At 62.9% G+C, this 26492-nt stretch carries 22 protein-coding genes; 7 read left to right on the top strand and 15 right to left on the bottom strand.

Annotated elements, in window-relative coordinates:
- Positions 1-33: 33 nt before the first annotated feature.
- The 4 genes from ACQKRQ_RS28850 to ACQKRQ_RS28835 all read right to left on the bottom strand — a co-directional run bounded on the left by ACQKRQ_RS28850 (position 34) and on the right by ACQKRQ_RS28835 (position 7582).
- Positions 34-813: an ROK family protein gene (locus ACQKRQ_RS28850; protein WP_427481050.1), complete on the bottom strand. Its 780-nt coding sequence runs from the start codon at positions 811-813 to the stop codon at positions 34-36.
- A 164-nt stretch (positions 814-977) separates the two neighbouring features.
- Positions 978-2588, bottom strand: a complete 1611-nt coding sequence (zwf, locus tag ACQKRQ_RS28845; protein ID WP_427481049.1) for a glucose-6-phosphate dehydrogenase — start codon at positions 2586-2588, stop codon at positions 978-980.
- Positions 2589-2737: 149 nt separating this feature from the next.
- Positions 2738-5545 (bottom strand): MGH1-like glycoside hydrolase domain-containing protein, encoded by a 2808-nt coding sequence (locus ACQKRQ_RS28840; RefSeq protein WP_427481048.1) that lies wholly within the window; start codon positions 5543-5545, stop codon positions 2738-2740.
- A 51-nt stretch (positions 5546-5596) separates the two neighbouring features.
- The gene (locus ACQKRQ_RS28835; RefSeq protein WP_427481047.1) at positions 5597-7582 is read right to left on the bottom strand and encodes an amylo-alpha-1,6-glucosidase; all 1986 of its coding nucleotides are present in this window, start codon (positions 7580-7582) and stop codon (positions 5597-5599) included.
- 45 nt (positions 7583-7627) lie between these two features.
- Between ACQKRQ_RS28835 and ACQKRQ_RS28830 the strand changes: the two genes are divergently transcribed.
- The 3 genes from ACQKRQ_RS28830 to ACQKRQ_RS28820 all read left to right on the top strand — a co-directional run bounded on the left by ACQKRQ_RS28830 (position 7628) and on the right by ACQKRQ_RS28820 (position 10742).
- Entirely contained in the window at positions 7628-8107 is a 480-nt protein-coding gene (locus tag ACQKRQ_RS28830; protein WP_427481046.1) for a hypothetical protein, read from the top strand.
- A gap of 58 nt (positions 8108-8165) precedes the next feature.
- Positions 8166-10319, top strand: coding sequence for a phosphocholine-specific phospholipase C (locus ACQKRQ_RS28825; protein WP_132379198.1), 2154 nt, complete (start codon positions 8166-8168; stop codon positions 10317-10319).
- 153 nt (positions 10320-10472) lie between these two features.
- Positions 10473-10742: a cupin domain-containing protein gene (locus ACQKRQ_RS28820; protein WP_132379200.1), complete on the top strand. Its 270-nt coding sequence runs from the start codon at positions 10473-10475 to the stop codon at positions 10740-10742.
- Positions 10743-10784: 42 nt separating this feature from the next.
- Here the strand turns inward: ACQKRQ_RS28820 and ACQKRQ_RS28815 are convergent, their stop codons facing one another.
- Positions 10785-11900, bottom strand: a complete 1116-nt coding sequence (locus ACQKRQ_RS28815) for a succinylglutamate desuccinylase/aspartoacylase family protein (RefSeq protein WP_427481045.1) — start codon at positions 11898-11900, stop codon at positions 10785-10787.
- A gap of 39 nt (positions 11901-11939) precedes the next feature.
- Positions 11940-12707 carry a transporter substrate-binding domain-containing protein gene (locus ACQKRQ_RS28810; RefSeq protein WP_427481044.1) on the bottom strand — a complete coding sequence of 256 codons (768 nt, stop codon included), beginning with the start codon at positions 12705-12707 and terminating at the stop codon, positions 11940-11942.
- A gap of 121 nt (positions 12708-12828) precedes the next feature.
- On the opposite strand from ACQKRQ_RS28810, the gene ACQKRQ_RS28805 reads away from it, so the two are divergent.
- Positions 12829-13749: a LysR substrate-binding domain-containing protein gene (locus tag ACQKRQ_RS28805; RefSeq protein WP_427481173.1), complete on the top strand. Its 921-nt coding sequence runs from the start codon at positions 12829-12831 to the stop codon at positions 13747-13749.
- Between the two features lie 24 nt (positions 13750-13773).
- On the opposite strand, the gene lysA is transcribed toward ACQKRQ_RS28805, so the two are convergent.
- Complete coding sequence (lysA, locus tag ACQKRQ_RS28800; RefSeq protein WP_427481043.1) at positions 13774-15057, bottom strand: diaminopimelate decarboxylase; 1284 nt, start codon at positions 15055-15057, stop codon at positions 13774-13776.
- A gap of 70 nt (positions 15058-15127) precedes the next feature.
- Between lysA and ACQKRQ_RS28795 the strand changes: the two genes are divergently transcribed.
- Together ACQKRQ_RS28795 and ACQKRQ_RS28790 are read left to right on the top strand one after the other, a co-directional pair.
- On the top strand, positions 15128-16057 hold the full coding sequence (locus tag ACQKRQ_RS28795) for a LysR family transcriptional regulator (protein WP_427481042.1): 930 nt from the start codon (positions 15128-15130) through the stop codon (positions 16055-16057).
- Positions 16058-16228: 171 nt separating this feature from the next.
- Positions 16229-17083: an oxidoreductase gene (locus ACQKRQ_RS28790; protein WP_427481041.1), complete on the top strand. Its 855-nt coding sequence runs from the start codon at positions 16229-16231 to the stop codon at positions 17081-17083.
- Positions 17084-17113: 30 nt separating this feature from the next.
- On the opposite strand, the gene ACQKRQ_RS28785 is transcribed toward ACQKRQ_RS28790, so the two are convergent.
- The 8 genes from ACQKRQ_RS28785 to ACQKRQ_RS28750 form a co-directional block, all read right to left on the bottom strand.
- Positions 17114-17527 carry a rubredoxin gene (locus ACQKRQ_RS28785; RefSeq protein ID WP_408286179.1) on the bottom strand — a complete coding sequence of 138 codons (414 nt, stop codon included), beginning with the start codon at positions 17525-17527 and terminating at the stop codon, positions 17114-17116.
- Positions 17528-17992: 465 nt separating this feature from the next.
- Positions 17993-19213, bottom strand: coding sequence for a Rieske 2Fe-2S domain-containing protein (locus ACQKRQ_RS28780; protein WP_408177540.1), 1221 nt, complete (start codon positions 19211-19213; stop codon positions 17993-17995).
- Positions 19214-19398: 185 nt separating this feature from the next.
- A complete protein-coding gene (locus tag ACQKRQ_RS28775; RefSeq protein ID WP_132379219.1) occupies positions 19399-20850 on the bottom strand; it encodes a glycosyltransferase family 2 protein in 1452 nt (483 codons plus the stop codon).
- A 49-nt stretch (positions 20851-20899) separates the two neighbouring features.
- Complete coding sequence (locus ACQKRQ_RS28770) at positions 20900-21499, bottom strand: cytochrome b (protein ID WP_132379221.1); 600 nt, start codon at positions 21497-21499, stop codon at positions 20900-20902.
- Between the two features lie 181 nt (positions 21500-21680).
- A complete protein-coding gene (locus ACQKRQ_RS28765) occupies positions 21681-22487 on the bottom strand; it encodes a class I SAM-dependent methyltransferase (protein WP_408313554.1) in 807 nt (268 codons plus the stop codon).
- Between the two features lie 299 nt (positions 22488-22786).
- On the bottom strand, positions 22787-23887 hold the full coding sequence (locus tag ACQKRQ_RS28760) for an SAM-dependent methyltransferase (RefSeq protein ID WP_427481040.1): 1101 nt from the start codon (positions 23885-23887) through the stop codon (positions 22787-22789).
- 77 nt (positions 23888-23964) lie between these two features.
- A complete protein-coding gene (locus ACQKRQ_RS28755) occupies positions 23965-24741 on the bottom strand; it encodes a DUF1295 domain-containing protein (protein WP_427481039.1) in 777 nt (258 codons plus the stop codon).
- Positions 24742-24811: 70 nt separating this feature from the next.
- Positions 24812-25363: a lipocalin family protein gene (locus tag ACQKRQ_RS28750; RefSeq protein WP_427481172.1), complete on the bottom strand. Its 552-nt coding sequence runs from the start codon at positions 25361-25363 to the stop codon at positions 24812-24814.
- A 222-nt stretch (positions 25364-25585) separates the two neighbouring features.
- Between ACQKRQ_RS28750 and ACQKRQ_RS28745 the strand changes: the two genes are divergently transcribed.
- Entirely contained in the window at positions 25586-26479 is an 894-nt protein-coding gene (locus ACQKRQ_RS28745; RefSeq protein WP_427481038.1) for a LysR family transcriptional regulator, read from the top strand.
- The last annotated feature ends 13 nt before the right edge of the window (positions 26480-26492 follow it).

Raw genomic sequence — 26492 nt, 5'->3', positions numbered from 1 at the left:
TTACTCCGGCTAGGGTTCAGAGGTGGTCCAACCTCACTTGAAGCGGCCCGTCCGCTCATTCGCTTCCGGCAATTGCCGCGTCTCACGCACGGACCTCGGATGCCATAAACGCGCGCCGCCTTCGATACCCGCATCGTTCGAAACGGTGGCCGTGTTCGCTGGCAGATCGATCGTGAGGCGCGCCGCGTTGCCGCCGCCGATCCACAGTTTGTCGTAGTTCACCAGCGCGCCCAGAATCCCGATCACCTTCTCAACGCGCCGGTTCCACCGTTTATTCCCGGCTTTTTCACGTGCCGCGTCGCCGATGTATTCGTCGTACGCCACGCCCTTCTTGCTGACCGGATGATGCGCGAGCTCCAGATGGGGCATCAGCTCGCCGTCGCGAAACATCGCCGTGCCCGCGCCCGTGCCGAGCGTCAGCACGAATTCGAGGCCGTGGCCTTCTATCGCGGCGAAGCCCTGCATCTCGGCGTCGTTGATCATGCGCACCGGCAAGCCGCCCAGGCGCTGCGCCAGCGAATCGGCGAGCGGAATGTCGTGCCAGCCTTCCACGCCGAAGTGCGGCGCGGTCAGGATGCGGTTGTTGCGCACCACGCCCGGAAAGCCGATCGACATCAGCGTAGGCGGCTCCTGTTCGACGAGCGGCGCAACCAGCTTCGCAAGCGCGTCCACGAGTTGATCCGGCGTGCACGGATGTGGCGTCGCCACCCGCAGGCGCTCGGTTTTCATCTTGCCGTCGGCGTCGATGATCGCGGCTTTCAAGCCGGTACCGCCGACGTCGATTGCCAGAATCCGCTCGGTGCTGGTGGTCACTTTCGTCTTACTTGCCGTCTTACTTGCCGTCTTGCGTGTCGTCCTGCTTGGCGTCCTGCTTGGCGTCTTGCCTGGTGCCTTGCGGGTCGTCTTGCTAGCCGTCTTAGGTGTCGTCTTGCGTGTCACCACGGTGTCCCCCGATTGTGTTGGTGCGACTCGTTGAATTACTTCTTCTGCACAGCATCCCTTTTCAACGGCCGCCATGCGTGACCGTCGCGCGCCAATAGCGCGTCTGCTTCCGCGGGGCCTTCGCTGCCGGCCGCATAACCATGCACCGGCATCGCGCCGCCGGCTTTCGGATGCAGCACGTCGTCCACCGCGCACCAGCTCGTTTCGATGCTGTCGGCGCGCTGGAACAGCGTCTCGTCGCCGAGCATGCAGTCGTAGAGCAACGTCTCATAGCCGACGTTGGCGCGTTCCGCGAAGAAGTCGGCATAGTCGAACGACGACTGCACCGCGCCGATCTGCATGACCGGCCCCGGCGTTTTAACGTTGAAGTCGAAGCTCGTGCCGTGAGCCGGATCGATGCGCAAGGTCAGCACGTTCGGCGTGAGCGCATCGACGGGTGTGTCGCGGAACAGGCGGAACGGCACCGGCTTCAGTTGCACCGAGATTTCCGTGCGACGCGCGGCCAACCGTTTGCCGGTGCGCAGATAGAACGGCACGCCGGCCCAGCGCCAGTTCTCGACGAACACGCGCGCCGCGGCGTACGTTTCCGTCGTGCTGTCCGGCGCGACGTCCGGTTCCTCGCGATAGCCGACACCGGCCGGACCCTTTTCGTATTGACCGAACACGACATCGTCCGGCGTCAGCGGCTTGATCGCGTCGGAGATTTCGGCCTTCTTGTCGCGCACGGCTTCTGCGTCGAACGAATTGGGCGGCTCCATGGCGACCATGCCGAGCAGTTGGAACAGATGGTTCGGCAGCATGTCGCGGAACGCGCCGGTCTGTTCGTAGAACTTGCCGCGCCCTTCCACGCCGATGGTTTCCGCCGCTGTGATCTGCACGCTGTCGATATATTCGCGCCGCCACATCGGTTCGAACAGCGCGTTGGCGAAGCGCACCGCGAGAATGCTCTGCACGGTGTCCTTACCGAGAAAGTGATCGATGCGATACACCTGCGTCTCTTTCGCGTACGACAGGATATGCGCGTTCAGATCGCGCGCCGAGGCGAGATCGGTGCCGAACGGTTTCTCGATCACGATGCGGCGGAAACCACCGCCGCTGTCGCCCTCTTTCAGCAGACCCGCTTTGCCGAGATGCTCGACGATCGGTTTGAAAAAGCGCGCGCTGACCGCGAGATAGAAGATCACGTTGGCGCCGGGCGTCTGCTCGAGCTTTTGCTTGAGCTTCGTGAAGACATCGTCGGTTTCGAATTCGCCGGGCATGTATTCGAGGCGTTGCGCGACCCAGTCCCACGCCTTGTCGTCGAGCTTGCCGGCGTGGAAAGTGCTGGCTTTGTCGGCGGCAAACTGTTCGAGCGACTTGTGCAGATCTTCGCGCCACACGCTAGTCTCGCGCTCGCCATGATTCACGCCGATGATTTTCATGCCGTCGTCGAGCAGGCCATCCACCGCGAGGTTGTACATCGCCGGCATCAAAAGCCGCTTGGTCAGGTCGCCGCCGGCGCCGAAGATCACCAGCGTACACGGCGGCGCGGGCCGCTTGCCGGGCGGCGAGGCGGGCGCTTCCTGCGGGCTCGCGCTGACTTTGCAGCTCGGTTGTTGACTGGCGGCGGGGCGATCGGCTGCTGGGGTATTCGATGTAGTCGACATGGGATTCACTTTTGGAAACCAATGGAACGGACGTGGTGGTACATGAAAGACCACGCTTGAACCCACACAGTTCAAAAACAGCCACGCAACCTGGTCACTATGCGACGTTGCATGGCTTGTGCAACCTCACTCGCTTGCGCCGCCGCGCACTACTTCGCCGATGCGTGCGCCGGCTCGGGTACAGACGCAGGCTCCGCCGGGCGCGCGGGCGCTGTGGCTTGCGCCGAAGGTGAAGTCGGAATCGGCGCCTGATCCGGTTCGCCCGCCAGCGGCACATTGCCCGACGCGCTCATCGCGCGCGGCTGCAACAGCAACGCAACCAGCCCGGTCCAGCCGGTCTGATGCGAAGCGCCCACGCCGCGTCCGCTATCGCCATGGAAATACTCATGGAACAGGATCAGATCGCGCGAACGCGGGTCGGCCTGCAACAGCGGATAAGCACCCATGACCGGACGCTCGCCGTCCTTGTTCTTAAGAAACAGCGTAGTGCAGCGGCGCGCCAGTTCGTCGGCGATGTGGCTCAGCGAGAACTTCTCGCCCGAGCCGGTCGGATACTCGACTTTGAAATCCTCACCGTAATAGCGGTGAAATTCGTATAGCGACTCGATCAACAAATAGTTCACCGGCATCCACACCGGACCGCGCCAGTTCGAATTGCCGCCGAACACACGCGTATCGGATTCGGCCGGCAAATACTTCACGGTAAAACTATCGCCATTGTGATTGAACACGAACGGATGATCGCGGTGGTACCGCGACAGTGCCCGCACGCCATGATCGGAAAGAAATTCGCTTTCGTCGAGCGCGCGGCGCAACAACGCTTTCATGCGATGCCCACGCAATAGCGAGAGCAGCAGCGCATTGCCCTTGCCCGGCTCGTTCCAGCGCGAAACCAGCTTCGCCAGATCGGGACGATGTTCGAGGAACCAGACAAGCCGTTCGCGCAAACACGGCAAGCCGCCATGCAGACGCTCTTCGAGCACGTGCACCGCAAATAGCGGAATCAGACCCACGATCGAGCGCAACCGCATGGGAATGCTGCTGCCGTCCGGCAGGTGCAGCTTGTCGTAGAAGAACTCGTCCTCGTTGTCCCACAGGCCCGTTTCGCAGCCGTCGTCGCAACTCACGGCCTCGGCGATATACAGAAAGTGCTCGAAGAACTTCACGCCGATGTCGACGAACACGTGATTGGCGTACGCGAGTTCCAGCGCGATACGCATCAGGTCGAGCGCGTACGCGGCCATCCACGCCGTACCGTCGGACTGATCGATGTGGCCGCCGGTTGGCAGCGGCGATGAACGGTCGAATATCCCGACGTTATCTAGCCCGAGAAAACCGCCCTGGAAAATATTGTGGCCGTCGGCGTCCTTGCGGTTCACCCACCATGTGAAATTCAGCAACAGCTTATGGAACACGAGTTCCAGAAAATCGCGATCCGCCTTGCCGGTGAGCGCGCGGTCGATTTCATACACGCGCCACGCGGCCCACGCATGCACAGGCGGATTGGCGTCGCCGAGCGCCCATTCATAGGCGGGGATCTGACCGTTCGGATGCTGATAGCGGTCCTTTACCAGCAGTAGCAACTGCCGTTTCGCGAACGCCGGGTCGATCAGCGCGAATGCAGCCGCATGAAACGCCAGGTCCCACGACGCGTACCACGGGTATTCCCACTTATCGGGCATCGACACGATGTCCGCATTGCACAGATGCCGCCAGTCCATATTGCGGCCGCGTTTGCGGCCGGCGGGCGGGGTCGGCTGAAGCGGATCGCCGTCGAGCCAGCGCTGCACGTCGTATTGGTAGTACTGCTTCGACCACAGCATGCCGGCGAGTGCCTGGCGCTGCACGAGCCGCGCATCGGGGTCGGTGATCTCGTGTTGCAGCGCACCATAGAATTCGTCGGCCTCGGCGATGCGGTGCGCGAAGATCGCATCGGCATCGAGCTGCACGTCGTCGGGACTCGACTGCGGACGCCAGCGCATGTACACCACGGCGCGTCCATATGGTTCGAGCTCGATCGCCGCATGCGCGCCGGCCTTGGTGCCCGCGTCGCGGCGAATCGCCTGTTCATCGCCGTGCACGAGGTAATCGTTGAAGCCGTCTTTGAACGGGCCCGCGCCGTCCATGTTGAAGAGGCGCTTGACGTTGGTGTCGTTCTCGCAGAAGAGCCACGTCAGCTGCGGTGCGTCTTTCGACCAGGCAGTAACGACAATCGGCTCATGGCCATGCTGATGCCCGACCACATGCACCTCGCCATTGTGGTCCGTGCCGGCGACGAGCGAGGGCTTGTCCTTGCTCTCCTTCCACGACCATGAATTGCGCGCCCAGATTTGCGGCAGCACATCCAGCGAGGCCGCCTGATCGCCGCGATTCTCGATCGTCACGCGCATGAGAATGTCGTCCGGCGCGTGTTTGGCGTATTCCACCTGCACGTCGAAGTAGCGCAAATCGTCGAACACGCCCGTGTCGAGAATTTCGTACTCCGGCATGTCGCCGCCACGGCGCGCGTTTTCCTGAACGAGGTCGTCGTACGGAAAGGCGGCTTGCGGATACTTGTAGAGCATGCGCATGTACGAATGCGTCGGCGTGCCGTCGACGTAGAAGTACAGCTCCTTCACGTCCTCGCCATGATTGCCCTGCGCATTCGTGACGCCGAACAGACGCTCCTTCAGGATCGCGTCCTTGCGGTTCCATAGCGCGAGCGAGACGCACCAGCTCAGCTTGTCGTCGCCGAAACCGGCAATGCCGTCCTCACCCCAGCGATACGCGCGGCTGCGCGCATGGTCGTGCGGAAAATAGTCCCAGGCGGTGCCGTCCGGGCTGTAATCCTCGCGCACGGTACCCCATTGACGCTCGCTGAGATACGGCCCCCAGCGCTGCCAATGCGCACAGTCGGCCGAATGCAGCCGTGAACCTTCAATGGTGGCGAGCAGATTGGCAGCGCGCAGCGGTGGCATGACTACATCCTTGCATCGGGCTTGGCGGTGGGACACACATCGTAGCGCGGTTTAGGCACCCGCGGTCGCCAACCCGGCGAGCAGGTGTTCAATGCGCAGCAACTCTCCCAGCGACCACGCCTGAAACGGCGTGCCGGCGAGTGCGTGCGGCGCATCGCCGTCGGCGATTTCGGAGAGATGGTCGAGACCGGCGTGGTCGAGATGCGCGTAGAGCGGGTCGAGAAAACGCGTTTTCGCCTGCATACGGGCATCCGCCGCGCCGCCGTGGACTCGCAGCCACGCTTCGACGAACGGGCCGAGCAGCCACGGCCACACGGTTCCTTGATGATAGGCGCCATCGCGCTCGAGTGGAGACCCGTTGTAGTGTCCGCGATAGGCAGGATCGGACGGCGCGAGCGTCCGCAGTCCCAGCGGCGTGAGCAACTGCGCTTCCACCTGATCGAGCACCGCGCGCGCCGGTGCGCCCTCCAGCAACGGAAACGGCAGGCCGCCTACGGCAAAGATCTGGTTGGGCCGGATCGCGCGATCTATCGCGCCTTTGACGTGGTCGACGTCCACGTTGTCGAAAAGCGCTTGCGTGGACGGATCGACGAAGCGTTCATGAAACGCTTGCAACGCTCGCTCAGCGGCCGGCTGCCACCGCGGATTCCACGTTGCTGCAATGCGCAATGCGTTGATCCAAAGTGCTTGCACCTCGACCGGCTTGCCGATGCGCGGCGTCACCACCCAGTCGCCGACTTTCGCATCCATCCACGTGAGTTGCACGCCGGGTACGCCGGCGCTCAGCAGGCCATCGTCGGCTGAGGCCTGGATGTTGAAGCGCGTGCCTTTCGTGTAGCCCGTGAGGATGGATTCGCTGGCCTCTTGCAGCCGCTGCTGCGTTGCAGCGCTCGCGTGATGGGTCGCCAGATAGTCGTGGACGGCGACGATGAACCACAACGATGCGTCGACGGAGTTGTATTCCGGCGTGTCGCCATAGTCGGGAAAGCGATTCGGCAGCATGCCTTGCGACAACGTACTCGACCATTCGAGCAGGATCGCTTCCGCGTCGTCGAGCCGGCCCGATGCGATCAGCAAGCCACGCATCGCGATGAACGTGTCGCGCCCCCAGTCGGTGAACCACGGAAAACCCGCGAGGATCGTGCGGCCTTCGTTGCGCGTCACGACGTAGGCGTCGGCGGAGCGCTGCAGGCGTGAGCCGAGCGCGTCGCGGCGTTGTTGTTCGATGCGCGCGAGTTCTGCTGCGTGGATGGCTGCCGCTCTTGCGTTCGCCGGTTGCGTTCCGCTCGTGGCGCCTGAAGCGCTGAGAATCATCACCGCTTCGCCATCGGCGAGATTGAAGCTGAACACGCCGGGCGTGGCGAGATCCTCGCTGAAGTCGAGGCCGCGTTCCCGCTCGCGAACATAGCAGAAGTTGCGATACCAATCGGGCGCGTGCGTGTAGACGCCATTAGTCGCGGCGTGGATTACCGGCAGGTCGCCGTAGGGTTGCCAATTTACGCTGGCCTGGTCGTCGCTCGTCTGCGCGTTGAAGTTGAACGCGGCGTTCTCATGGTGCAGCGCATGATAGTCGCGGCCCGACAGCAGCGGCCTGACTTTCAATGTCAGCGTGCTCGCTTGAGAAGGAACTCCAGCACCCCCGTCCAGGCGCCAGCGCAAAACAGTTTCGCGCGTCGTCTTGCTGACGAATACATCAGCGGTCACCACTAGTTGCGCAGCGATCTGAAAACGCCACGTTGGCCATGGCTTCGTATCGAACGCGGCAAGACTCGCTGTCAGGTCCGGATAAATCAAGTCGGGCACGTACCGCTGCATGCTCAATGGATAACGCTCGCCGTTCGCTTCGAGCCACGCCTCCACGCCGTTGACCAGCACCACGCGCCCGCCTGGCGCGCGCGTCGCGGTGAGCAGCAGCGCGTGATAGCGGCGCGTGCGCAGCGTGCCCACGGTGCCCGACGCGAAACCGCCAAAGCCGTCTGCTTCCAGCCATTCGTCTTCGAGGCGCGTGATGTCGAAGGGTTGTTCGATGTGTGTCATGAACATATCGGTTGAGCAAAGCCGTCCATTTTTCAGCGCGCCTGAATGTCAGGCATAAGGCGCCGCGGTGACCATTCTCCTACTTATCACTTTCCACTTTCTTTCGAAAAACCGACTTATCAACGCAAGTTTTACCACTCGCAAACGTTTCACAATTATTTCTTGAAAGGATTAGACACTGCATCCGCTTTCACGAAACTGGATGTAGACATGGGACAAGACAAACGCGTCGCAAGTGCCGTTTTGGTTGCACTTGCAACTTTAGCGTTGAGCGGTTGCGGTGCGGATGATTCCGCGCCGTCGGCGGCATCGACAACGCCGGCCGCTGCGAACAACGACGCCGCGCCGAATGCGGCGGCAGCGCCCGCAACGCCAATCCTCAACGCATCCTCAACGCTCGCGGCAGACCCGGCAGCGGCCTCCGATCCAATCACGCAGAACATGCAAGCCAGTCTCGCCGCGGACAACCAGCAAGTCGCGCCTGTCATGCATTACGCACCCGGCGACAGCGCCAGCAGCAACTGACCTAATTCCACCGGCGCGCGTGGCGCGCTATTCTTCCCCCCGCAGAAGGTGATATTCGATGACATCAACTAGCCGTCGCCGTTTCCTGCAGACCGTGGCTTCATCCGCCGGCGCTGCTGCCGCGCTGACCGCGCTGCCCGAGTCGATTCGCAACGCGCTCGCCGTTCCCGCGTTTTCGCGCACTGGCACGATCCGCGATGTCGAGCACATCGTCGTATTCATGCAGGAGAACCGCTCGTTCGACCACTACTTCGGCCATATGCGCGGCGTGCGTGGCTACAACGACCGGTTCCCGATTCCGCTGCCGAACGGCAAGCCGGTGTGGTATCAACCGTCGAAGGAAGATCCGACCCAGCCGGTTCTGCCGTTCCATCTGAACACGGCGACCACCAGCGCGCAATGCGTCGGCGATCTGGATCACTCCTGGTACAAGACCCATGCCGCGATCGACGGCGGCCGCTACGACCAGTGGCCCGCTAACAAGACCGACATGACGATGGGCTATCACCTGCGCAGCGACATTCCGTTCCACTACGCGCTGGCCGATGCGTTCACCATCTGCGACGCGTACTTCTGCTCGCTGCCGGGACCGACGCACCCGAACCGCTCGTATCTGATGACCGGCATGGTCGATCCGAGCGGCACGCTGGGTGGACCGCTGCTCGACAACAACGATTTCGTCGACGGCGACGGTCCGCCGAATTATCAGTTGCTCTCGTGGACCACGTACCCGGAGCGTCTGCAATCCGCGGGCATTTCGTGGCAGGTGTACCAGCAGGGGCTGACCGGCGCCGATCCGTTGAACGGCAACTACGGCACCAACATCCTGCAGAACTTCACGAATTTCATCAACGCGCAGCCGGGTTCGCCGTTGTATGAGCGCGCGCAAACCGTGCGCACCATCGACGACCTGAAGGCCGACGTGCTGGCCAACAAGCTGCCGCAAGTGTCGTGGTTGTGCCCGCCGGCCGCGTACTCGGAACACCCGAGCTATACGCCCGCATACGGCGCGGAGTACACCTCGCAGATTCTCGATGCGTTGACGTCGAATCCCGAGGTGTGGAGCAAGACCGTGTTGTTCATCATGTACGACGAGAACGACGGCTTCTTCGATCACCTCGTGCCGCCGCAACCGGCGACGACCGGCGCGCAAGGCAAGTCGACGGTCAGCACCGAAGGCGAAATTCACAACGTGGTGAATCCGCAGCGCGGCGGCAGCTACACCGCCGACGGCCTGCCGTACGGCCTCGGCCCGCGCGTGCCGATGACGATCGTGTCGCCTTGGAGCAAAGGCGGTTTTGTCTGCTCGCAGGTGTTCGACCACACGTCGGTAATTCGCTTCATCGAAGCGCGCTTTGGCGTGTATGAGCCGAACATCACGGCATGGCGCCGCGCGGTGTGCGGCGACTTGACCACGGCCTTCGACTTCCGCACGCCGGACTCGAAAGTGCCGCCGCTGCCGGACACGAGCAACTACAAGAGCATCGCCGACAATCAGTGCGCAACGCAGCCGAAGCCGACCGTGCCCGCGACGCCGGGCGCTATCGATCCGCAGGAAAGCGGTATTCGTTTCGCGCGCGCGTTGCCGTACGAGTTGCATGTGAATGGCCAGGCCAACGAGAAGAAGAACACGTTCGAGATCTCGATCGGCAACACCGGCGATCAAGGCGCGCACTTCTATATGTACGCGACGAATCGCACGGACGGTCCGTGGCGTTACACCGTCGAAGCGGGCAAGTCGATCAATGAGACGTTCGATCTGACGATGACCAACGGCGTGTACACCTTCGAAGTGTTCGGCCCGAATGGCTTCGTGCGCAAGTTTGCGGGCAACACGCAGCAGTCGACGGCGCAGAACGCGCAGATCGCCGCCGGCCGCGGCAACAACAAACCGGCGGAACCGGAAGTGAAGGTGCAATACGACGCCGCGAACGGCAACGTGTTCCTGAAGTTCAGCAACAAGGGCAGCGGCATTGCGCGTCTGACGGTGACGGACAACGCGTACGGCGCGCGCCCGCGTCCGGTGCTGGTGCCGGCCGGCGCGCATATCGAAGAAGCGTGGGTGCTGGCGTCGAGCCATCACTGGTACGACTTGACGGTGACGAGTCATGACGACGCCAGCTTCTCGCGCCGTCTTGCGGGTCACGTCGAGAATGGGCGGCCGAGCATTAGCGATCCAGCGGCGGTTGCGCCGGTGTTGGTGGTGAACTAAAGGCCGGTGAAGGTAAAGGGCTTCGGTCAGGCGGCCGCCTCGGCGGCGCGCTTGACCGTAGCTCAGCGCAGGTTGTGTCGCGCAAGACGTCCTGCACGAAATGGCGGATAGCGTTACATTCAGTCTTCGCCACTTCCTGCTGATGGGCACATCATGGACCGTAACGCATTCATCGAAAGCCTGACGAAAGAAGGCTTCCCTGACGCCGTGGTTGTCACGCGCGAGGCCAACGTCGAGATGGAAATTCACGAGCATCCATTCGAAGCCAAGGCCCTGATCCTGGAAGGCGAAATGAGCATACGCATGGACGACGAAGTGCGGGCGTATCGCGTCGGCGACGTCTTCCACTTGCCGGCGAACAAGCCGCATGCGGAGCGCTTTGGTCCGAATGGTGTGACGTATCTGGTGGGAAGGAAGCAGTAGGCGCGGCCTGAATGACAGCGCGCGCCTGTAGAAAGAAAAGCATCAGGCACCCAGCAAAACCCCAGTCCTGAAAGCCCGCGTACCCGTCACACGCCCGAGCGGCGCGCCGGCCGTCACGAAGCGAATCGCGCGCCGCATGTAAAGCACACCTTCGGTTTTGCTGGCGATCGTCGTGGTCTCGTCGGTCAGCGGATCGACGATATCGAACAGCGCCTGGCCGACGCGAATCGTATCGCCGATCTTCGCGCGATGAATCAGAATCCCGCTTACGGGCGCATAGAACTGCTCGCTGCCGGCGAGCGGCGTGGCAGGCGACAGTAGCTCCGGCAAAGGCTTGGCATCGAGCTTGATCGCCTTGCGCCATACCAGATAATCGACAAGCGCGTCGGCATCTTCCTGAGCGACTTCATAGGACACGTCGCGCTGCCCGCGGCATTCCACGGTCACGGCGATCACACCGTTGGGCACCGGCTTATCGGCCGGCAACTCCTGCTGCAATTTCCACCACAAAAGACTATGCGTTTCATCGAACGATTCGCCGCCTGAATTGGTGGCCAGTAGCGACGCTTGTGCGCCGAGATAGCGCGACAACGGCTCGAACTCCTGCCACGCCGCCTCGCTGGTGTAGAGATGCATGGCCGCTTCAAGCGAACAGTGGAGATCGATAATCACATCCGCATCGAACGAGAGTTGCAGCAACGCCAGTTGCAGCGATTCGAACTCGGTCAACGGTTTCTGATCGGCCAGTTCCTCGGCAATCAACTTTCGCACTAGCCGCACGTTCTCGGCTGCATTGGAACCCAGCGTTTCTTTAGCGTGCGCGACCAGCTTCGAGAACTGCAGGAAGTGGCGATTGAAGTTCTTCCCGCTGCCCAGATCGAAGCGGCCAAGAAACTGCCCGAGCACGTATTGCCCGAGCCCGACCGGATTCGCCACGGGCACCAGCACGATTTCCGCGTTCAGCGCGCCTTGCTTTTCCAGTTCGAGCAAACGACGCTTCAACAACACCGTCGTCAGCATCGCGGGCGTTTCATCGGCATGCAGCGACGACTGGATATAAATCTTCTGCCCGCTATTCGCCGGGCCGAAATGAAACGACACCAGTTGGCGGTGCGTGCCGATAGCCGGCGAGAGAAGCGGAATCGATTGCCTGTTCATGAGCGGGGGTCTGTAGAAGAGAAGTCGGAAGTCGAAGAATCAATTGCCGTACGGATCGAAGTCGAAGTACTTCTTCGCGATCTGCGCGTACGTGCCGTCCTTGAGCATCGAGGCGATCGCCGCGTTGATGGAAGCCTGCACCGCGGTCTCGTCCTTGCGCAAGCCAATGCCCACGCCGCGATCGCCCATCGAAAGCGGTTCGCCGACGAACGCAAAGCCCTTGCCCGCCGGCGTACGCAAGAAACCGATGTCCGCTTCCACCGAACCGAGCAACGCGCCGTCCAGTCGCCCGTTCTGCAAGTCGGCGAACACTTCGTCCTGACTCTTGTACGCCACCACATGCGCGCCGAGCGGCGCCCAGTTCTTCAGCGCATAGCCCTCGAACTGCGTGCCCGACTGCACGCCGATCTGCTTGCCCGCCAACGCATTCGTGCCGCCCGCGAGCGCCGAACCTTGGCGCGCGATCAGCCGCGACTTGAACTGAAAGAGTTTCGACGAAAACAGAATCTGTTGCTCGCGCTTCTCCGTGATCGCCATCGACGAAAGGATCGCGTCGATCTTGCGCGCCTGCAGCGCCGGAATCATCCCCGAAAATTCGAGTTCGACCCACTGGCAGCGCGCGCGGATGCGCTTGCAGATTTCATTGCCGAGATCGACGTCGAAACCTTTGAAGCTGCCGTCGGGCGCCTTGGCGTCCATCGGCGGATAGCTCGGGTCGATACCGAGGCGCAGCGTGGTGGGCTCAGCGGCAGACGCGCCACTGCTGAAAACCAGCGCGGCGCTCAAGATCATCAACGGAATTTTCATGGGAGCACGAAGTGTGGGTGGGCGAATGACGACCCAGCTATCCTATGCCGCGTCCGCGCCTCAAAGAAGTCCCATTCGGACTATCATGATCACTTTTACCGATCACCGGACGGCAGCCCTCATGGCGTTGACGATCTCCCAGCTCCGCGCGTTCACCGCCGTGGCCGAGCATGGCAGCATCCGCGCGGCCTCGCGGGCGCTAGGCATCGCGCAGAGCGGCATCACGCAGCAGCTGCAGAATCTCGAATCGATGCTCGGCGCGACCCTGTTCACCCGCACGAATCGTGGCATTGCGCTGACTGCCCTGGGTCAACGGCTGCTGCAGCGCGCCGGCGCGATTATCGGCGAATGCGAACGCGCCGAGCGGGAAGTGCAGCAACTGCGCGGCGACTACGTCGGCGAGGTCACCTTCGGCATGACCACCGAACCGCTGATCGACGCGTTCGCGCCGGTGCTGATGGAATTTCGCACGCGCTTCGAGCGGGTCGCGGTGCATCTGCGCACCGGCACTTCGCGCATGATGATTTCGTGGATTCGCGAAGGCACGCTGGATTTCGCGGTTGCGCTGGTATCGAAGCACACGGATACCGCCGATCTCTCGGTGACGCCGCTGTATCCGTCCGATCCGGTGATCGTCTGCCGCCAAGGGCATCCGAAAGCTGGTGCGACCACGCTGGCCGAACTGGTCGATTGCACGTGGGTGGCCACGCGTTCGCCGAATCTCACGGACGATCCGCAAATCAACCGCCTGAACCATCTGTTCGAAAGCCACGGCCTGCCGCCGCCGAAAATCGTCGCGACAGTGGAAGGCCTGTACGAAACGCTGCATCTGGTGAGCGCGACGGATTGCCTGTCGCTGGAAGCGTCGATCGTGGTGAAGCGCGGACCGTTTGCGAGCACGCTCACCGCCATTCCGGTGCGCGAGCGCGCGGTCGAACAGAACGTCTGCCTGCTCCAGCGCGCGGCCATTCCGCTCACGCCCGCCGCGCAGGAACTCGCGACGATGATCGCTTCGTACACGCGCACGGTGCGGGCGCGTTGACGCGGCATTGAGGTGGCGCTGAAATCAGGCCGAAGTTTCGAGCGCAAGCAACTCGTCGAGAGTTTGCCGCCGGCGGATCAATCGCGGCTTGCCATGCTCGAGCAGCACCTCGGGCACAAGCGGCCGGCTGTTGTAGTTCGAGGACATCGACGCGCCGTAGGCGCCTGCATCGTGAAACACGATGAAGTCGCCCACTTCGGGCATCGGTATTGAGCGGTTCGTAATGACGCCGCCTGCGGCTTGTGTGAAGACATCGCCGGCTTCGCACAGCGGCCCGGCCACCGCGAACGAATCGACCGGCGCCTCGCTCGGCGAGCCGTCGCGCTTCAGCACCGTCATCTCATGATGACTCCCGTAAAACGATGGCCGTACGAGATCGTTGAATCCAGCATCGACCAAAGCAAACTGCTGCGCGGGGCGTCGATTCAACGCGTGAACTTCCGCGACGAGCACGCCCGATTGCGCTACGAGGAAGCGGCCCGGTTCGATCTCCAACCTCACGCCATGCCCGACATGCGCTTCGATCTGCCGGCGCGCCGCGTCCCAAAGCCGGAAGTAGTGCGCGACGTCGATATCGGGCTCGCCTTCGCGATACGGCACTGACAAACCACCGCCCGCGGAAATCGCGTCGATATCGTGGCCCAGGCCCTTCACGGCTTCGACCATCGCATCGCAGACGCGCGACAGATGCCCATAGTCGACGCCCGAACCGATATGCATGTGCAGCCCGACCAGCTTCAGGCGATAACGCCGGATCAGCTCGACCGCGTGCGGCACATCGTCGAGCCAGATGCCATGCTTGCTATGCTCGCCGCCCGTGTTGGTCTTGTTGCTGTGCCCGTGACCGAACCCCGGATTGATTCGCAGCCACACGCGATGACCTTCGGGCGCATGCCGTCCTATCCGTTCGAGCATATCGAGCGAGCCCGCATTGACTGTAATGCGATGCTCGATCACGGTGGCGAGCGTCGCATGATCGATCAGGTCCGCCGTGAACACGACGCCTTCGGGATCGCCATCAGGCGTGAAGCCTGCCGCGAGACTGCGTTTGAGTTCGCCCAACGAGACCGCGTCGACCATCGCGCCTTCCTCGCGCATCAGTTTGAGGATATGCAGGTTCGAACACGCTTTCTGCGCATAGCGGATCACATCGAAGCTGCGCAATTCGGCAATGCGTTTGCGGATTACGTCAGCGTCGTAGACCCACAGCGGCGTGCCATGCTCGTGGGCGAGTTCGACGAGTTGTTGCGGATTGAATGGCGTCACGGTTCCCGTCTCTTGATATCGAAGCGTTGGTATGAGCGACATGATGCGGAAAACGCGTCATTCAGTAAAATACCAATTCCTGGCATGCCCATTCACTTCTGATATACCCACCATGGCGCTTACACATCGGCATATCGAAGTCTTCCGCGCGCTGATGACCGCGGGCAGCGTCACCAAAGCGGCCGAGATGCTGTTCACCTCGCAGCCCACGGTGAGCCGCGAACTCGCGCGCATGGAACAGAGCATTGGCTTTGCATTGTTCGAGCGCACGAATGGCCGATTGCGTCCCACCTTGTCCGCGCTCACCTTGTTCGACGAGATCAAGCGCGCGTATGTCGGACTCGAACGTGTGGCGTCCACCGCCGCGAGCCTGCGCGAATTCCAGGGCGGCCAGCTTTCCGTCATCGCGTTGCCCGCGTTTTCGCATTCGATCCTGCCGGGCGCGGCGAAGCGCTTTCACGGCGCGCAACCGGGCGCAAGTTTGTCGATCGCGACCCAGGAGTCGCCGTTTCTCGAGGAATGGCTGACCGCGCAGCGCTACGATCTCGGCCTGACCGAACACGGCGCGCCGCCGGCGGGCACGCGTCTGACGCCGTTGCTCGAAGTGGATGAAGTGTGCGTGCTGCCCGACGAGCATCCGTTGCTCGGCAAGCGAGTAATCGCATTGAAGGATTTCGCCAATCAGCCGTTCATCAGCCTGTCGTCGAACGATCCGTACCGGATTCAGATCGACGAGGCCTTCGCGCAAGCGGGAATCGCGCGCCGCCAGATCGTCGAGACGCCCACTGCCGTCTCCGTGTGCAGTTTCGTGCGGCAAGGGCTTGGCCTCGCGATCGTCAATCCGCTGACAGCCCTCGATTTCGTGGGTCGCCATCTGCATATCCGGCCGCTTGCCGTGTCGTTGCCGTTTCGCGTGAGCGTGATTCAGCCGGAGCATCGTCCGGGTCATCCGTTGGCCGGCGCGTTCGTTCGAGCGTTGCAAAGCGAAGCCGCCGCGCTGCGGCTACAATTGAAATCCCACACCGGACGCAAGCAGCAGTGAGCGCTTTGTTCGCGAATCAACGCGCGGGCAATCGCCGACCTCCACCGAAAGAATCCGGGCACGCTTCAAGCTAAACACAGCAGCACACCGATTGCGGACGCGAACGACGCACAGCGCCTTCGCGCCGCATGAGTTTTTATATGTCGTAGACCATCAACAGGAGTTTCCCAAATGATGAATCGAGACAATCCCGTCTGGCTGATCACAGGTTGTTCCACCGGCTTCGGCCGCGAGTTGGCGAAGCTGGTGCTGGAGCGCGGTTGGCGCGCGGTGGTGACCGCACGCGACGCGTCGAAAGTGAAAGATATCGCCGAAGCCCATGGCGATCGCGCACTGGTTCTGCCACTCGACGTGACCAACCCCATGCAGATCGACGAAGTCGTAACGCAAGCGAAGCAGCGTTTCGGCCGCATCGACGCGCTCGTCAACAACGCGGGTTACGGTTATCTGGCCGCGATCGAGGAAGGCGAGGACGACGAAGTCCGCGCCATGTTCGAAACCAACGTGTTCGGCCTCGTCGACATCACGAAGGCGGTCTTGCCGATCATGCGTGAGCAGCACAGCGGCTTGATCGTCAATGTGTCGTCGATCGGCGGTATCACGAGTTTCGCGGCGACCGGCTATTACCACGCCACCAAATATGCGGTGGAGGGTCTATCCGAATCGCTGGCGACGGAGGTGAAGCCGCTCGGCATCGACGTGTTGATCGTCGAACCGGGACCGTTCCGCACGAACTGGGCGGGTCCGTCGATCAAACAATCGGCCACGGTAATCGACGATTATGCTGCCACGGCCGGTGAGCGCCGCAAGCAGACCGAGGCGCGCAGCGGCAAACAGGCAGGCGACCCGGTGCGCGCCGCGCAGGCCATTATCGACGCCGCGCTGTCGGACACACCGCCGCTGCGGTTGCTGCTCGGCAAAACCGCGCTCGAACTGGCGCGCAAGAAGCTGGACTTCATGCGCGGCGATTTCGATGCGTGGGAAGCCACCACGCTGGGGGCGGATTATCCGGAAGGAGCGGGCTGAGCTTAGGCGTATGTTGTCCGTTGGCCGGGCTTAAAACTCGACCAACGCGAAATCTTCCTTGCCCACGTCGCAAAGCGGGCAGCGCCAGTCGGCCGGCACGTCCGCCCAGCGCGTGCCCGGCGCGATGCCCTCCTCCGGCAAACCTGCGGCTTCGTCGTAGACCCAGCCGCAGATCACGCAGACCCACTGCTTGAAGTCGTCCGCCGAAGCGGCAGGCTCCGCCGCGTGCGGCGCATCAGCCGCGTGCGACGCCGGCGTGTCATCGAGGCTGACCACCAACGGCGCGGCCGTGCCCACGCCGGTTTCCGCGAGGCGCGCCTGCAAGCTTTCCAGCAGCCTCTGCGCTTCAGCCTGCGTCAGATCGATCCAATAGGGATCGCCCGCGCCGTCGTTGAGCCGCTCAGGAGAAAACTGGATTTCTACGGCTACGCCCTTCTTGTACATGGCAAATCGGAATTTCGATGAAGCCGGCAGTGCGTCCCAGGAAGAACTTCCTTAGGGACGTGCCGGCATGGGTCGGAAGCGTCGCGCAGAGGCTTCGCGTGGAGATCAGACGAACTGGTTCAACACGATCGCGGCAATCAGGCCGGCGGCGCCGATGAGGCCCAGCAATTGCAGCAGAGTGAGGGATTTGCGGGGTGCGGTAGGGATTTGTTGCGTAGTCACGGGCTATTCTTGAAGATCGGAAAAAGCGAAATGGTACACGGGTCCGCGGCTAGCGCATGTCGATTAGCGCAAACCGCCGTGCATTAGCTGCCATTATCGCCGCTCGATCGCCCGGTATTCCCTACCGTCGGGAGATGGATTAATTCCCCTCGAGGGGGAAAGTTTTCGTGCGGATTCCTGATGCGGACATGCCGGGCAGATCGCCACTCACATCATGCGCCCGGCGTCAAAACGACCCGAGAATCAGCTCTTCGCCAACGGGTTGCCGTGACGAGAATCCCAGAAGCGAATCACAGCCGTGTCGCCCGTGCCGGCACCCACCACCTGATCCGGCGCGCCGTTCTCGCGCAGCAACGCGCGCAGATCGTTGATGACCGGAAACACCTCATGATTCCAGTCCGCGCCCTGCGAATCGTGGGCGCGCTGTTCGGCTTCGACGATCTCCCGGTCTTCCTTGAAAATGCGCTCGGTGAACCACACCAGCAGCGGCCACGCGAGATTCAACACGCCAGGAACACCGGGTTTGCGAATCGACAGCAGCCCGAACGTGCGGTTGGTGCGCTGCTCGCGATCGAGCGGCACGTAGACGATCCACAGATCCATTACCAGCGTCTGCTCGGACGTGCGGATCTGCAGCGTCTGATACGGATACTCGGTGCGGATCGTCATCACGTCTTTGTCGTTGTCGCCGCCGGTTTTACGGCTCTGGCCGAACACGATCGCTTCGCCGATCGGCTGCTGGCCGGCCATGCGCGCAAATGTGTAATCGACTTCGACCCAGCCCTCGCCACGCCGCCGGCCGAGCGAACGCGCCCGCATCTGCCCCATCTGCCTGCGATGCAGAAACTGATGGTTCATGTCCATCAGGTTCTCGTGCATGAACGAGTAGTGGCAATTCACCGGACGGCCGAAGCGGCGCGTCTTGTACTTCTTGTCCGAGACCGAGCCGAACGCCGGTAGCGGCCGTTGCTCGGCCAGCGCCGCGTCGCCGGGGAAAACGAAAATCAGGCCTTCGATTTCGCGGCACGGGTAAGAGCGCACGCCGTTCGGCAAACGGTCGCGGCCCAGGTACGGCACGTCGATGCACTTGCCCGAGCAGTCGTAAGTCCAGCCGTGATAGCCGCAGCGGATCGATTCGCCATCCACCACGCCCTGATGCAACGGCACCTGACGATGCGCGCAGCGGTCCTCCAGCGCGAACGCCTTGCCGGACTCCGTGCGCGCCAGCACGATCGGCTCGCCCGCGAACGTCACACCATGCGTCTTGCCCCGCTTCACCTCGTGCGACCACGCCAGCGGATACCAGTAGTCAGGGTGAATACCGACGCGGCGCAGATCGCGCACCGGTGCGTCGTTGGCGGCCTGGCCCGGCATGTGAGCGGGTTTCTGCGATGCGGCCTGGGCAGGCGACGCATCGACGGTTACATCGACGGTGTCTCGTTCTAGCGGGGGAACAGCATGCATAGGTGGGTCTCCGTGCACGGCGGATAGAAGGTTGCGCCCTGCAAATTGCGGGCGGCATCGTCGCCAGTCTACTAGAACCCGACGCCGTATGGGTTCGGGGACCGTGCAACCACCTACTGCGGCGCCTGCTCGCGCAAGCGCACCGTCCTGCTCCCACTGCCCTCCTGAAGAGCCGACGCGCCGCGTCAGCTCTCGTCGTGTGCCACCAGCCCCGAGCGGCGCTGCACGCCCCACGACCGTCCGCCGCGCAGGAAATGCAGCCAGCCGAGCGCGGCGCCCACGTGCCGCACCAGCTGAAACGTGAACGGCTCGGCGACCGCCGCCAGCATCGCCATCCACAAACTGGTGCCGGCGCGCTCGCCGGTCCAGCGCCGGTACAAATGGATACTCCACAAATAGAACGCGAGGTCGATCGCCGTTTTCAGGCCGATCACGCTGAAGATCGACACGACGATCGCGCCATGGCCACCGAACACGAAGGCGAGCAGCAGCGCGAACGCGGTCAGGCCGTAAATCGGCTGCATGGTGTCGATCGCCTTGACCGGCAGCATCAGCATGCCGAGCGTGCCGTAGCGCGGATTGCCGGTCATGTCGCGGTTCCAGTACTGCGTCTGCAGGAAGCCCGCGAACCAGCGGCGCCGTTGACGCAGAAAACTGGCGAGATTGTCCGGCGCGTCGGTGCGGGCATGCGCCTCGCCGACCACGCGCACGTCCCAGTCGAGGCCATGGTCGACCGAATAGCGGCGCAGCCGGTGAATCAGCTCGTAGTCTTCGACGAGACACTGCGGATCGAAGCCGCCCACGTCGACCAGCGCGTCGCGCTTGAAGGACGCGAAGGCGCCCGAAATCAGCAGCAGACTATCAGCACGCATCCACGCGAAACGGGCGATGAAGTTGCGCATGTACTCGTAGGTCTGGAACCACTGGAACACGCGCCCCGACACCGACTTGCCGCACACCGGCACCAGAATGCCGGCCGCGGCGACCAGCTTCGGTTCGCTCGCGAAAGCGGCGCGCATGGCGTAGGTGGCGTCGTCGTCGAGTAAGGTGTCGGCGTCGACGGTCATGACCGTTTCCGTGGTCATCACGGTGATCGCGGCATTCAGCGCGCGGGCCTTGCCGCCGTGCGGCACACGCAGCCAGAACAGATTCGGATACAGCGCGCTCGGCGCGCTCAGCACGCCGTCTGCGGCCGCGGTGAGGCCGAAGCGCCCGGTGAGCAACTCGCGGGTGGAGTCGGTGGAACCGTCGTCGGCAATGACGATTTGCGCCGGCCCGTGCGTTTGCCGCAGCAGCGCGGCGATCGTGACCGGCAGCACCGTCGCTTCGTTATGCGATGCGACGATCACGCCCATGCTCGGCAAGCTGCGCCGTTCGAACTCGGGCTCGAGCGGCGGCGCACGCCGCATCAACGGCAGCGTTTTCCACGTGACGAACGCAAGCAGCAAGGTGTCGTACACCACGTAGGCGATACCCGTCGACCACGCCAGCGCGCCCTGCAGAAAGAAGGCGCGCGCGAACAGCAGCAGCCACAAGACGACCACACTCAGATGAATCAGCGTGCTCAACGGTGTCGTGCGACGCGGCACAATGCGCGGCGAAGCGAGAGCGAGAGCCTGTTCCAGGGTTTTCTTCAAAATGACTGCCGGGTTTGTCAATGTTGCGGTTGATAGGTGAATGCGGCGCTCACGGCACCATGCGCTTCAGAACCGACTTGCGATCGATCCACTGGTGCTTCAACGCGCCGCCGATATGCATCGCCAGCAGCGCATAGAGCGCGTAGCCAAGCCACGTGTGCAAGGCGCCGAAGCGGTCGTGCAAGGTCTCCTTCAGCGCCGGATCGAGATTCATCACATAGCCGATGCGCGGCCACGGAAACAGATTGAACAGATGCATGGGGTGCGTCGCCGCGTCTTTCCATGCGGAATCGTGCAGCCAGCCGGACAGCGGCAGCGCAATCATCAGCAGATACAGCAGAAAATGCGCGACGTGCGCGGCGATCTTTTCCCACGACGGAAACTCGCGCGGCAACGGCGGCGGCTTGTGCGACACACGCCACAAGATGCGCATGAGCGCGAGACCCAGCACCGTGATGCCGATCGACTTGTGGGTGTCGACCACCGGACGCACCCAGTCGTCCGGCAACGAATCCGCGCTCAGCCCGAGCACCACGTTGCCGATCATCAGCAGCGCGATCAGCCAGTGCAGAACCATGGCCGTGCGTGTGTAGCGCGTTGGCACTGGCGTGCCGGTCGAATCGGTCAAAGAGTCGGCGTGTGTGTTCATGATTGTTCCGTCCGCAGCGGCATGGCTGCGAAAGCTGTTTGAAAATCCGGCGATGCCGTAACACATCAAGGCAAGCCGATGTATAGGCAAACGCCCGAGTGTGCCGCTTTATTCCGCCGGGCGCTTAACTCTATGTTTTCGGATTATTTCGCTGCCGCCGGCTTAGAGAAGTCATTGCACCTTAACCGTGCGCCGCCTCGCGCCGCGCGATCAGCGCGGCCGACTCGATCCGTTCGTCGAGCCAGCCGTTGGTTGCGTACGCATCCAGTAGTTGCCGGATGCGCGCCAGCAGTTCGTCCAGCCGCTCGCCGAGCCGTTCGCGCGACAGACTCGACATCGACAGCGGCCGCGTCACCAGCGATTCGACCGAGACCCGCCGCGTTTCGACGATCGACACGCGTTCGAGCATCGGGAACGGCGACTTCGCCAGCACCGCGTCGTGGCTTTCCCAGCCGTCCGCCTTGCGCTGCATGCGCGCCGGGTCGCCCTCCGAGTAAGCCTCGAGCAACGCACGGTACGGCGCAAGCCAGGCCATCGGCGAGTCGGTGGCGAACGCGGTCGAGAACAGAGCGACCGCGCCTTCCGGTTCGATCAGCGCATCCAGACGCGCGAGCGTGTCGGGCCGGTCCATCCAGTGAAACGCCCGCCCGATGACGGCCAGCCGAAAGCGCCCCAAAGCCGGCGACAGATCGTAAGAACTCCCCTCGCGATACTCGATGTTCGGCGCAATCCCCGCGCCCAGGCTCGCGGCGACGCGCAGCATTTCCGGTTCGGGGTCGAGCGCGAGACCCGAGCCGACCCACGACGAAAACGCCAGTGACAGTTGCCCCGGCCCGCAGCCGAGGTCCAGAAGCCGGTGCGAGCCGCCGAGTTCGCAGGACTGCGCGACGCGGCGGATCAACTGCGGCGAATACGGTGGACGGCCCGCCAGGTAATGCGCGGCGGTGGTCCTGAAGCGGTCGGGAACGAAGGGGATTGGGGTGGTCATCGGTAAATCCAGGCGGGTCGGTTGCGGCAATGGCAAACGACGAACGGAACCCCATTGTCGTTGCTGCGGTCCATTTGCGCCGCTGTTGCGAGGCAACTCGATCAGACAGGGCTTCCCTGCCTCAGAGTGCACCAAGGTTTGATGCCCGGATGCCTGCGCAGTTTCCTGACGATCCGATAAATCGCCGGGAGGCACTCGCGAGACGGTCGCTCGGCAGTAAGCCAAGCGTGAAAACACAATGAAAGCCAGCCGGCGTATCGCGTCACGCCTAGCACTTAAGCGGATCGGCCCACCGCGGTTCAACGCTTCACGAACCGATAATGCCCGACGCCCCACTCGCTTCCATTCGCGTAGCCGAACAGTTCAGCCACCGCCATATAGAACATGCGCCACCGTTGCAGCCACACTGCCGCATCGCGCGCGCCGTAGGTGTCGATCAGCATCGGCATCACCCGGTCACGCGCCGCATCGAGCGCGGCGAGCCAATGATTCGCCGTGCGCTCGTAGTGCGTGCCGCTCACCCACCACTGCCGCTCCACGCGCAGGTCGTCCTGGAAATTGAGCAGCAGCGCCTCCGACGGCATCGTGCCGCCGGTGAAAAAGTACTTCGACATCCAGTCGCTGCCGTCTTGCACCTGGAAGTGATAGGCCAGCGTTCGATGCGCGAAGAGATGCACGAACAGCTTCGCGTCGGCGCGCATCCAGCGCGCGATTTTCGCGAGCAGCAAGCCGTAGTTCTTCATATGCTCGAACATCTCGATCGACATCACGCGATCGAAGCCGCCGCCAAGTTGCGCCCCGTCGAATTCGAAATCGACGATGTTGCCCGTCACCGCCGAAAGGTTGTGCAAACCAGCCTGCGCCGCGCGCGCTTCGATGAACGCGCGCTGCCCATGCGAGTTCGAAAGCGCGACGACGCGCGAATTCGGATACCGCGCCGCCAACCATAACGACAGTGAACCCCAGCCGCAGCCGAGATCGAGAATCCGCTGACCGTCGGCGAGTTCCGCACGCTCGGCATAGCGTTCGAGCATGGCCGCTTCGGCTTGCGCGAGCGTCTCGTCACCGGTCGGATACAGGCAGCATGAATACTTCAGACGCGGTCCGAGATGCGCGTGGAAAAACGACGCCGGCACCTCGTAATGCTGCGTGTTGGCGGCTTGCGTTTCGATGGCGATCGGACTCGCGCGCAGATCGTCGAGCAGACGGTTGAACCGTTGCGCGCGCAACTCGCCGTTGTCGACCGCTTCATCGCGCAGGCGCTGACGCATCAACCGACGCATGCCGAAACGGATCACGCCGTCGGGTAGCCAGCCGCGCTCGCAACTTTGAATGAGCCAGCCATCGGCGGAGTCGGTGGGCGACGGCGGCATCGTGTGGTCAGTGGTGGAAAGACTCATGAGGCTGACTCCTTGGCGTTTCTTTTGGACTCTTTCGAAGGCGCGCTTGCGCCCGGCTTGCGTCTTCCATGCCGTCTTCAATGCCGCGGCGGCCACGGAATCAGCGCGCTGGTGGTGCGCATGTAGTCGACGTAACCGGGACGCCGTTTTGCCATGCTTTCTTCGAGCAGCGGAATACCGGAGAGCTTCAGCAACAGAAACGCCATCAGCACCGGCGGCAACAGCGTGAACCAACCCCACGGGGTGCCGATCGACAACGCGATATACGCAAGCCAATGCACGCATTCGAAGAAGTAATTCGGATGCCGCGAGTAACGCCACAAGCCGACGCGGCACACGGCGTCGCGATTGGCGTGATCGGCCTTGAAGTTTCGCAACTGGCGGTCGGCCATCGCTTCGCCGGCCACGGAGACGATCCACACCACGACGGCTAGCAGCATCCAGCCGACGGCCGGCGCAGTGCCGCGGTACGACGGCACCAGAAATGCGATCGACAGCAACATCGAAATCACGACTTGCAACTGGAAAAACAAGAACATCCGGCTTGCCGCTTTGTTGCCCCATTCTGCGCGGAAGCGGTGATAGCGCGCGTCTTCCGGCTTGCCGGCGTTGCGTTTCCACAGATGCGTGCCGAGCCGCGCGCCCCAGACCAAACCGCCCAGCGCGGTCAGCGCGCGCGCGACGGGGTCGCCGGTGCCGAGCATCGCGTAGAGCGCCGCCACGAGGCCCAGCGAATACGCCCAGATGGGATCGACCATGCCGGCGTTTTCGCTCCTCAACTGCCACGCCCAGACGGCGCTGAAAAGCGCGATGAGTCCGATCAGGGCAATCACGGCGGCAGCAAGTGGTGGCATGGTTTCCTCATTCGACGGCAATGCGGGTTATACGCGGCGACGGTGGTATCGGATGCGTACGATTCGCCCGCTAATCCTTGCCGCCCGGCGACGCAAAGCCCGGCTTGCCCACCTGATCCGGCCGCTGCGGCACGCGTCTGAATCGCGACGTGTCATAGCCCATCGCATCGAGCCGCGCAAGCAAGGCGCGATATGTGTTCTCGCCCATGTCCGGCTCGCGCGAAAAAATCCAGCCGAGGTTTTTGCCCGGATAGCCGAGGATCGTGTAGCGATAGTCCGGGTCGACGTAAAGCGTCAGTTGCGTCACGCGGATGGGCCAGAACAGCTGCACGCTCCACTCGCCGCCGTCCTTGCCGGGCACGGGCGTGTCGAGAAACTGATAGTGCTTTTCCTCGGCGTCGAAGCGCTTGTTGCGGGCGTAGTACGAATCGTCGATCTTGCCGTCCGCGCGCAGTGTCCATTCGGCGCGGCTCGCCACCATGTCGCGTTCGGCGAAATACGGAATGTTCGCGATGACGTACCAGCGGCCCATGTAGCGCGGCAAGTCGACGGGCACGGTGGCGAGCGGTTCGCTCGCGCGCGGGTTGGGATTGGGCGGATCGTTCGAGCAGGCGTGAGTGATAGCAGCAGAACGCTTGCAGCGGCGGCAGCTGCAGCGGTGACGTAGGCAACTCGGCGCATGGCAAGGGCCTCGAACGTGGCGGCAATACACCTATTACGTTCGACGAGGCCGTCTGGATGCGTGCGCCGCTCTCCGCAAGAAGGCGCATACCGATAACAGAACCAAAGCGGCAAATGGTGCTAAATTGGCACGACTGCGGACTTCAATTCCTGAATCGACCGAATGGAAAACCTGAGCGGGATCGTCGCCTTCGTGCAAACGGCCGAAGCGTCTAGCTTCGTCGGCGCGTCGCAGCGGCTCGGCCTGTCGCCCTCCGCCGTCGGCAAAAGCGTCGCGCGGCTCGAACAACACCTCGGCGTGCGGCTGTTGCAGCGAAGCACACGGCGCGTCAGCCTGACCGACGACGGCGAGCGCTTCTACGAACGCTGCCGGCAGATTCTCGACGCGCTGAGCGAAGCCGAAGCGATGATGCTGCAAGCCAACGCCGCGCCACGCGGGCGCCTGCGCGTGACTTTGCCGACCATCGGCTATCGCTTCCTGCTGCCGATCCTTCCGGAATTTGCCGAGCGCTATCCCGAGATCGACCTCGAACTGGATTTCAACGACCGCATCGTCGACGTGATCGAAGGCGGCTTCGACGCCGCGGTCCGCAGCGGCGATCTGCCCGATTCGCAGTTGATGGCCAAGCGGCTCGGCCCGTTCCGCTTCGTACTGTGCGCGTCGCCGGGTTATCTGCAACGGCACGGCGTGCCGCTCACGCCGGCCGATCTCGCGCAGCACGCATGCTTGCGCTTCCGCTTCCCGACCTCGGGCAAACTGCAGCACTGGGCGTTTCGAGGACTCCCCGAAGACGCGGCCGCGCGCTTTCCGACCGCGCTGACCTGCAACAACATGGAAGCCCTGCGAGCGGCGGCGGAACTCGGTCTGGGCGTGGCCTACATGCCGGATTTTCTGGCGCGCGACGCAATCCGGGCGGGAACACTGCAAAACGTGCTCGACGACCATCTGGCGCACGCGGGGCAGTTTTCGGTGCTCTGGCCGTCCAGCCGGCAACTGTCGCCGAAGCTGCGCGCGTTCGTCGATTTTCTGTCGGAGCGCTTGTTCAGCGCAGCTTAGCGACGATACAAGC

Source organism: Paraburkholderia sp. NPDC080076 (assembly GCF_050281145.1).
Classification (GTDB): domain Bacteria; phylum Pseudomonadota; class Gammaproteobacteria; order Burkholderiales; family Burkholderiaceae; genus Paraburkholderia.
This window is presented reverse-complemented; position numbering and strand designations above follow the sequence as displayed.

What these genes read in the sequence shown, in the direction of transcription:
- ACQKRQ_RS28810 (WP_427481044.1), bottom strand. Translation starts at nt 12,707, where the DNA reads ATGAAAATTCCGTTGATGATCTTGAGCGCCGCGCTGGTTTTCAGCAGT.
- ACQKRQ_RS28825 (WP_132379198.1), top strand. Translation starts at nt 8,166, where the DNA reads ATGACATCAACTAGCCGTCGCCGTTTCCTGCAGACCGTGGCTTCATCC.
- ACQKRQ_RS28795 (WP_427481042.1), top strand. Translation starts at nt 15,128, where the DNA reads ATGGCGCTTACACATCGGCATATCGAAGTCTTCCGCGCGCTGATGACC.
- ACQKRQ_RS28835 (WP_427481047.1), bottom strand. Translation starts at nt 7,582, where the DNA reads ATGACACACATCGAACAACCCTTCGACATCACGCGCCTCGAAGACGAA.
- ACQKRQ_RS28745 (WP_427481038.1), top strand. Translation starts at nt 25,586, where the DNA reads ATGGAAAACCTGAGCGGGATCGTCGCCTTCGTGCAAACGGCCGAAGCG.
- ACQKRQ_RS28830 (WP_427481046.1), top strand. Translation starts at nt 7,628, where the DNA reads ATGTCAGGCATAAGGCGCCGCGGTGACCATTCTCCTACTTATCACTTT.
- ACQKRQ_RS28840 (WP_427481048.1), bottom strand. Translation starts at nt 5,545, where the DNA reads ATGCCACCGCTGCGCGCTGCCAATCTGCTCGCCACCATTGAAGGTTCA.
- ACQKRQ_RS28805 (WP_427481173.1), top strand. Translation starts at nt 12,829, where the DNA reads ATGGCGTTGACGATCTCCCAGCTCCGCGCGTTCACCGCCGTGGCCGAG.
- ACQKRQ_RS28760 (WP_427481040.1), bottom strand. Translation starts at nt 23,887, where the DNA reads ATGAGTCTTTCCACCACTGACCACACGATGCCGCCGTCGCCCACCGAC.
- ACQKRQ_RS28820 (WP_132379200.1), top strand. Translation starts at nt 10,473, where the DNA reads ATGGACCGTAACGCATTCATCGAAAGCCTGACGAAAGAAGGCTTCCCT.
- ACQKRQ_RS28765 (WP_408313554.1), bottom strand. Translation starts at nt 22,487, where the DNA reads ATGACCACCCCAATCCCCTTCGTTCCCGACCGCTTCAGGACCACCGCC.
- ACQKRQ_RS28755 (WP_427481039.1), bottom strand. Translation starts at nt 24,741, where the DNA reads ATGCCACCACTTGCTGCCGCCGTGATTGCCCTGATCGGACTCATCGCG.
- ACQKRQ_RS28815 (WP_427481045.1), bottom strand. Translation starts at nt 11,900, where the DNA reads ATGAACAGGCAATCGATTCCGCTTCTCTCGCCGGCTATCGGCACGCAC.
- ACQKRQ_RS28785 (WP_408286179.1), bottom strand. Translation starts at nt 17,527, where the DNA reads ATGTACAAGAAGGGCGTAGCCGTAGAAATCCAGTTTTCTCCTGAGCGG.
- zwf (WP_427481049.1), bottom strand. Translation starts at nt 2,588, where the DNA reads ATGTCGACTACATCGAATACCCCAGCAGCCGATCGCCCCGCCGCCAGT.
- ACQKRQ_RS28780 (WP_408177540.1), bottom strand. Translation starts at nt 19,213, where the DNA reads ATGCATGCTGTTCCCCCGCTAGAACGAGACACCGTCGATGTAACCGTC.
- ACQKRQ_RS28790 (WP_427481041.1), top strand. Translation starts at nt 16,229, where the DNA reads ATGATGAATCGAGACAATCCCGTCTGGCTGATCACAGGTTGTTCCACC.
- lysA (WP_427481043.1), bottom strand. Translation starts at nt 15,057, where the DNA reads ATGTCGCTCATACCAACGCTTCGATATCAAGAGACGGGAACCGTGACG.
- ACQKRQ_RS28770 (WP_132379221.1), bottom strand. Translation starts at nt 21,499, where the DNA reads ATGAACACACACGCCGACTCTTTGACCGATTCGACCGGCACGCCAGTG.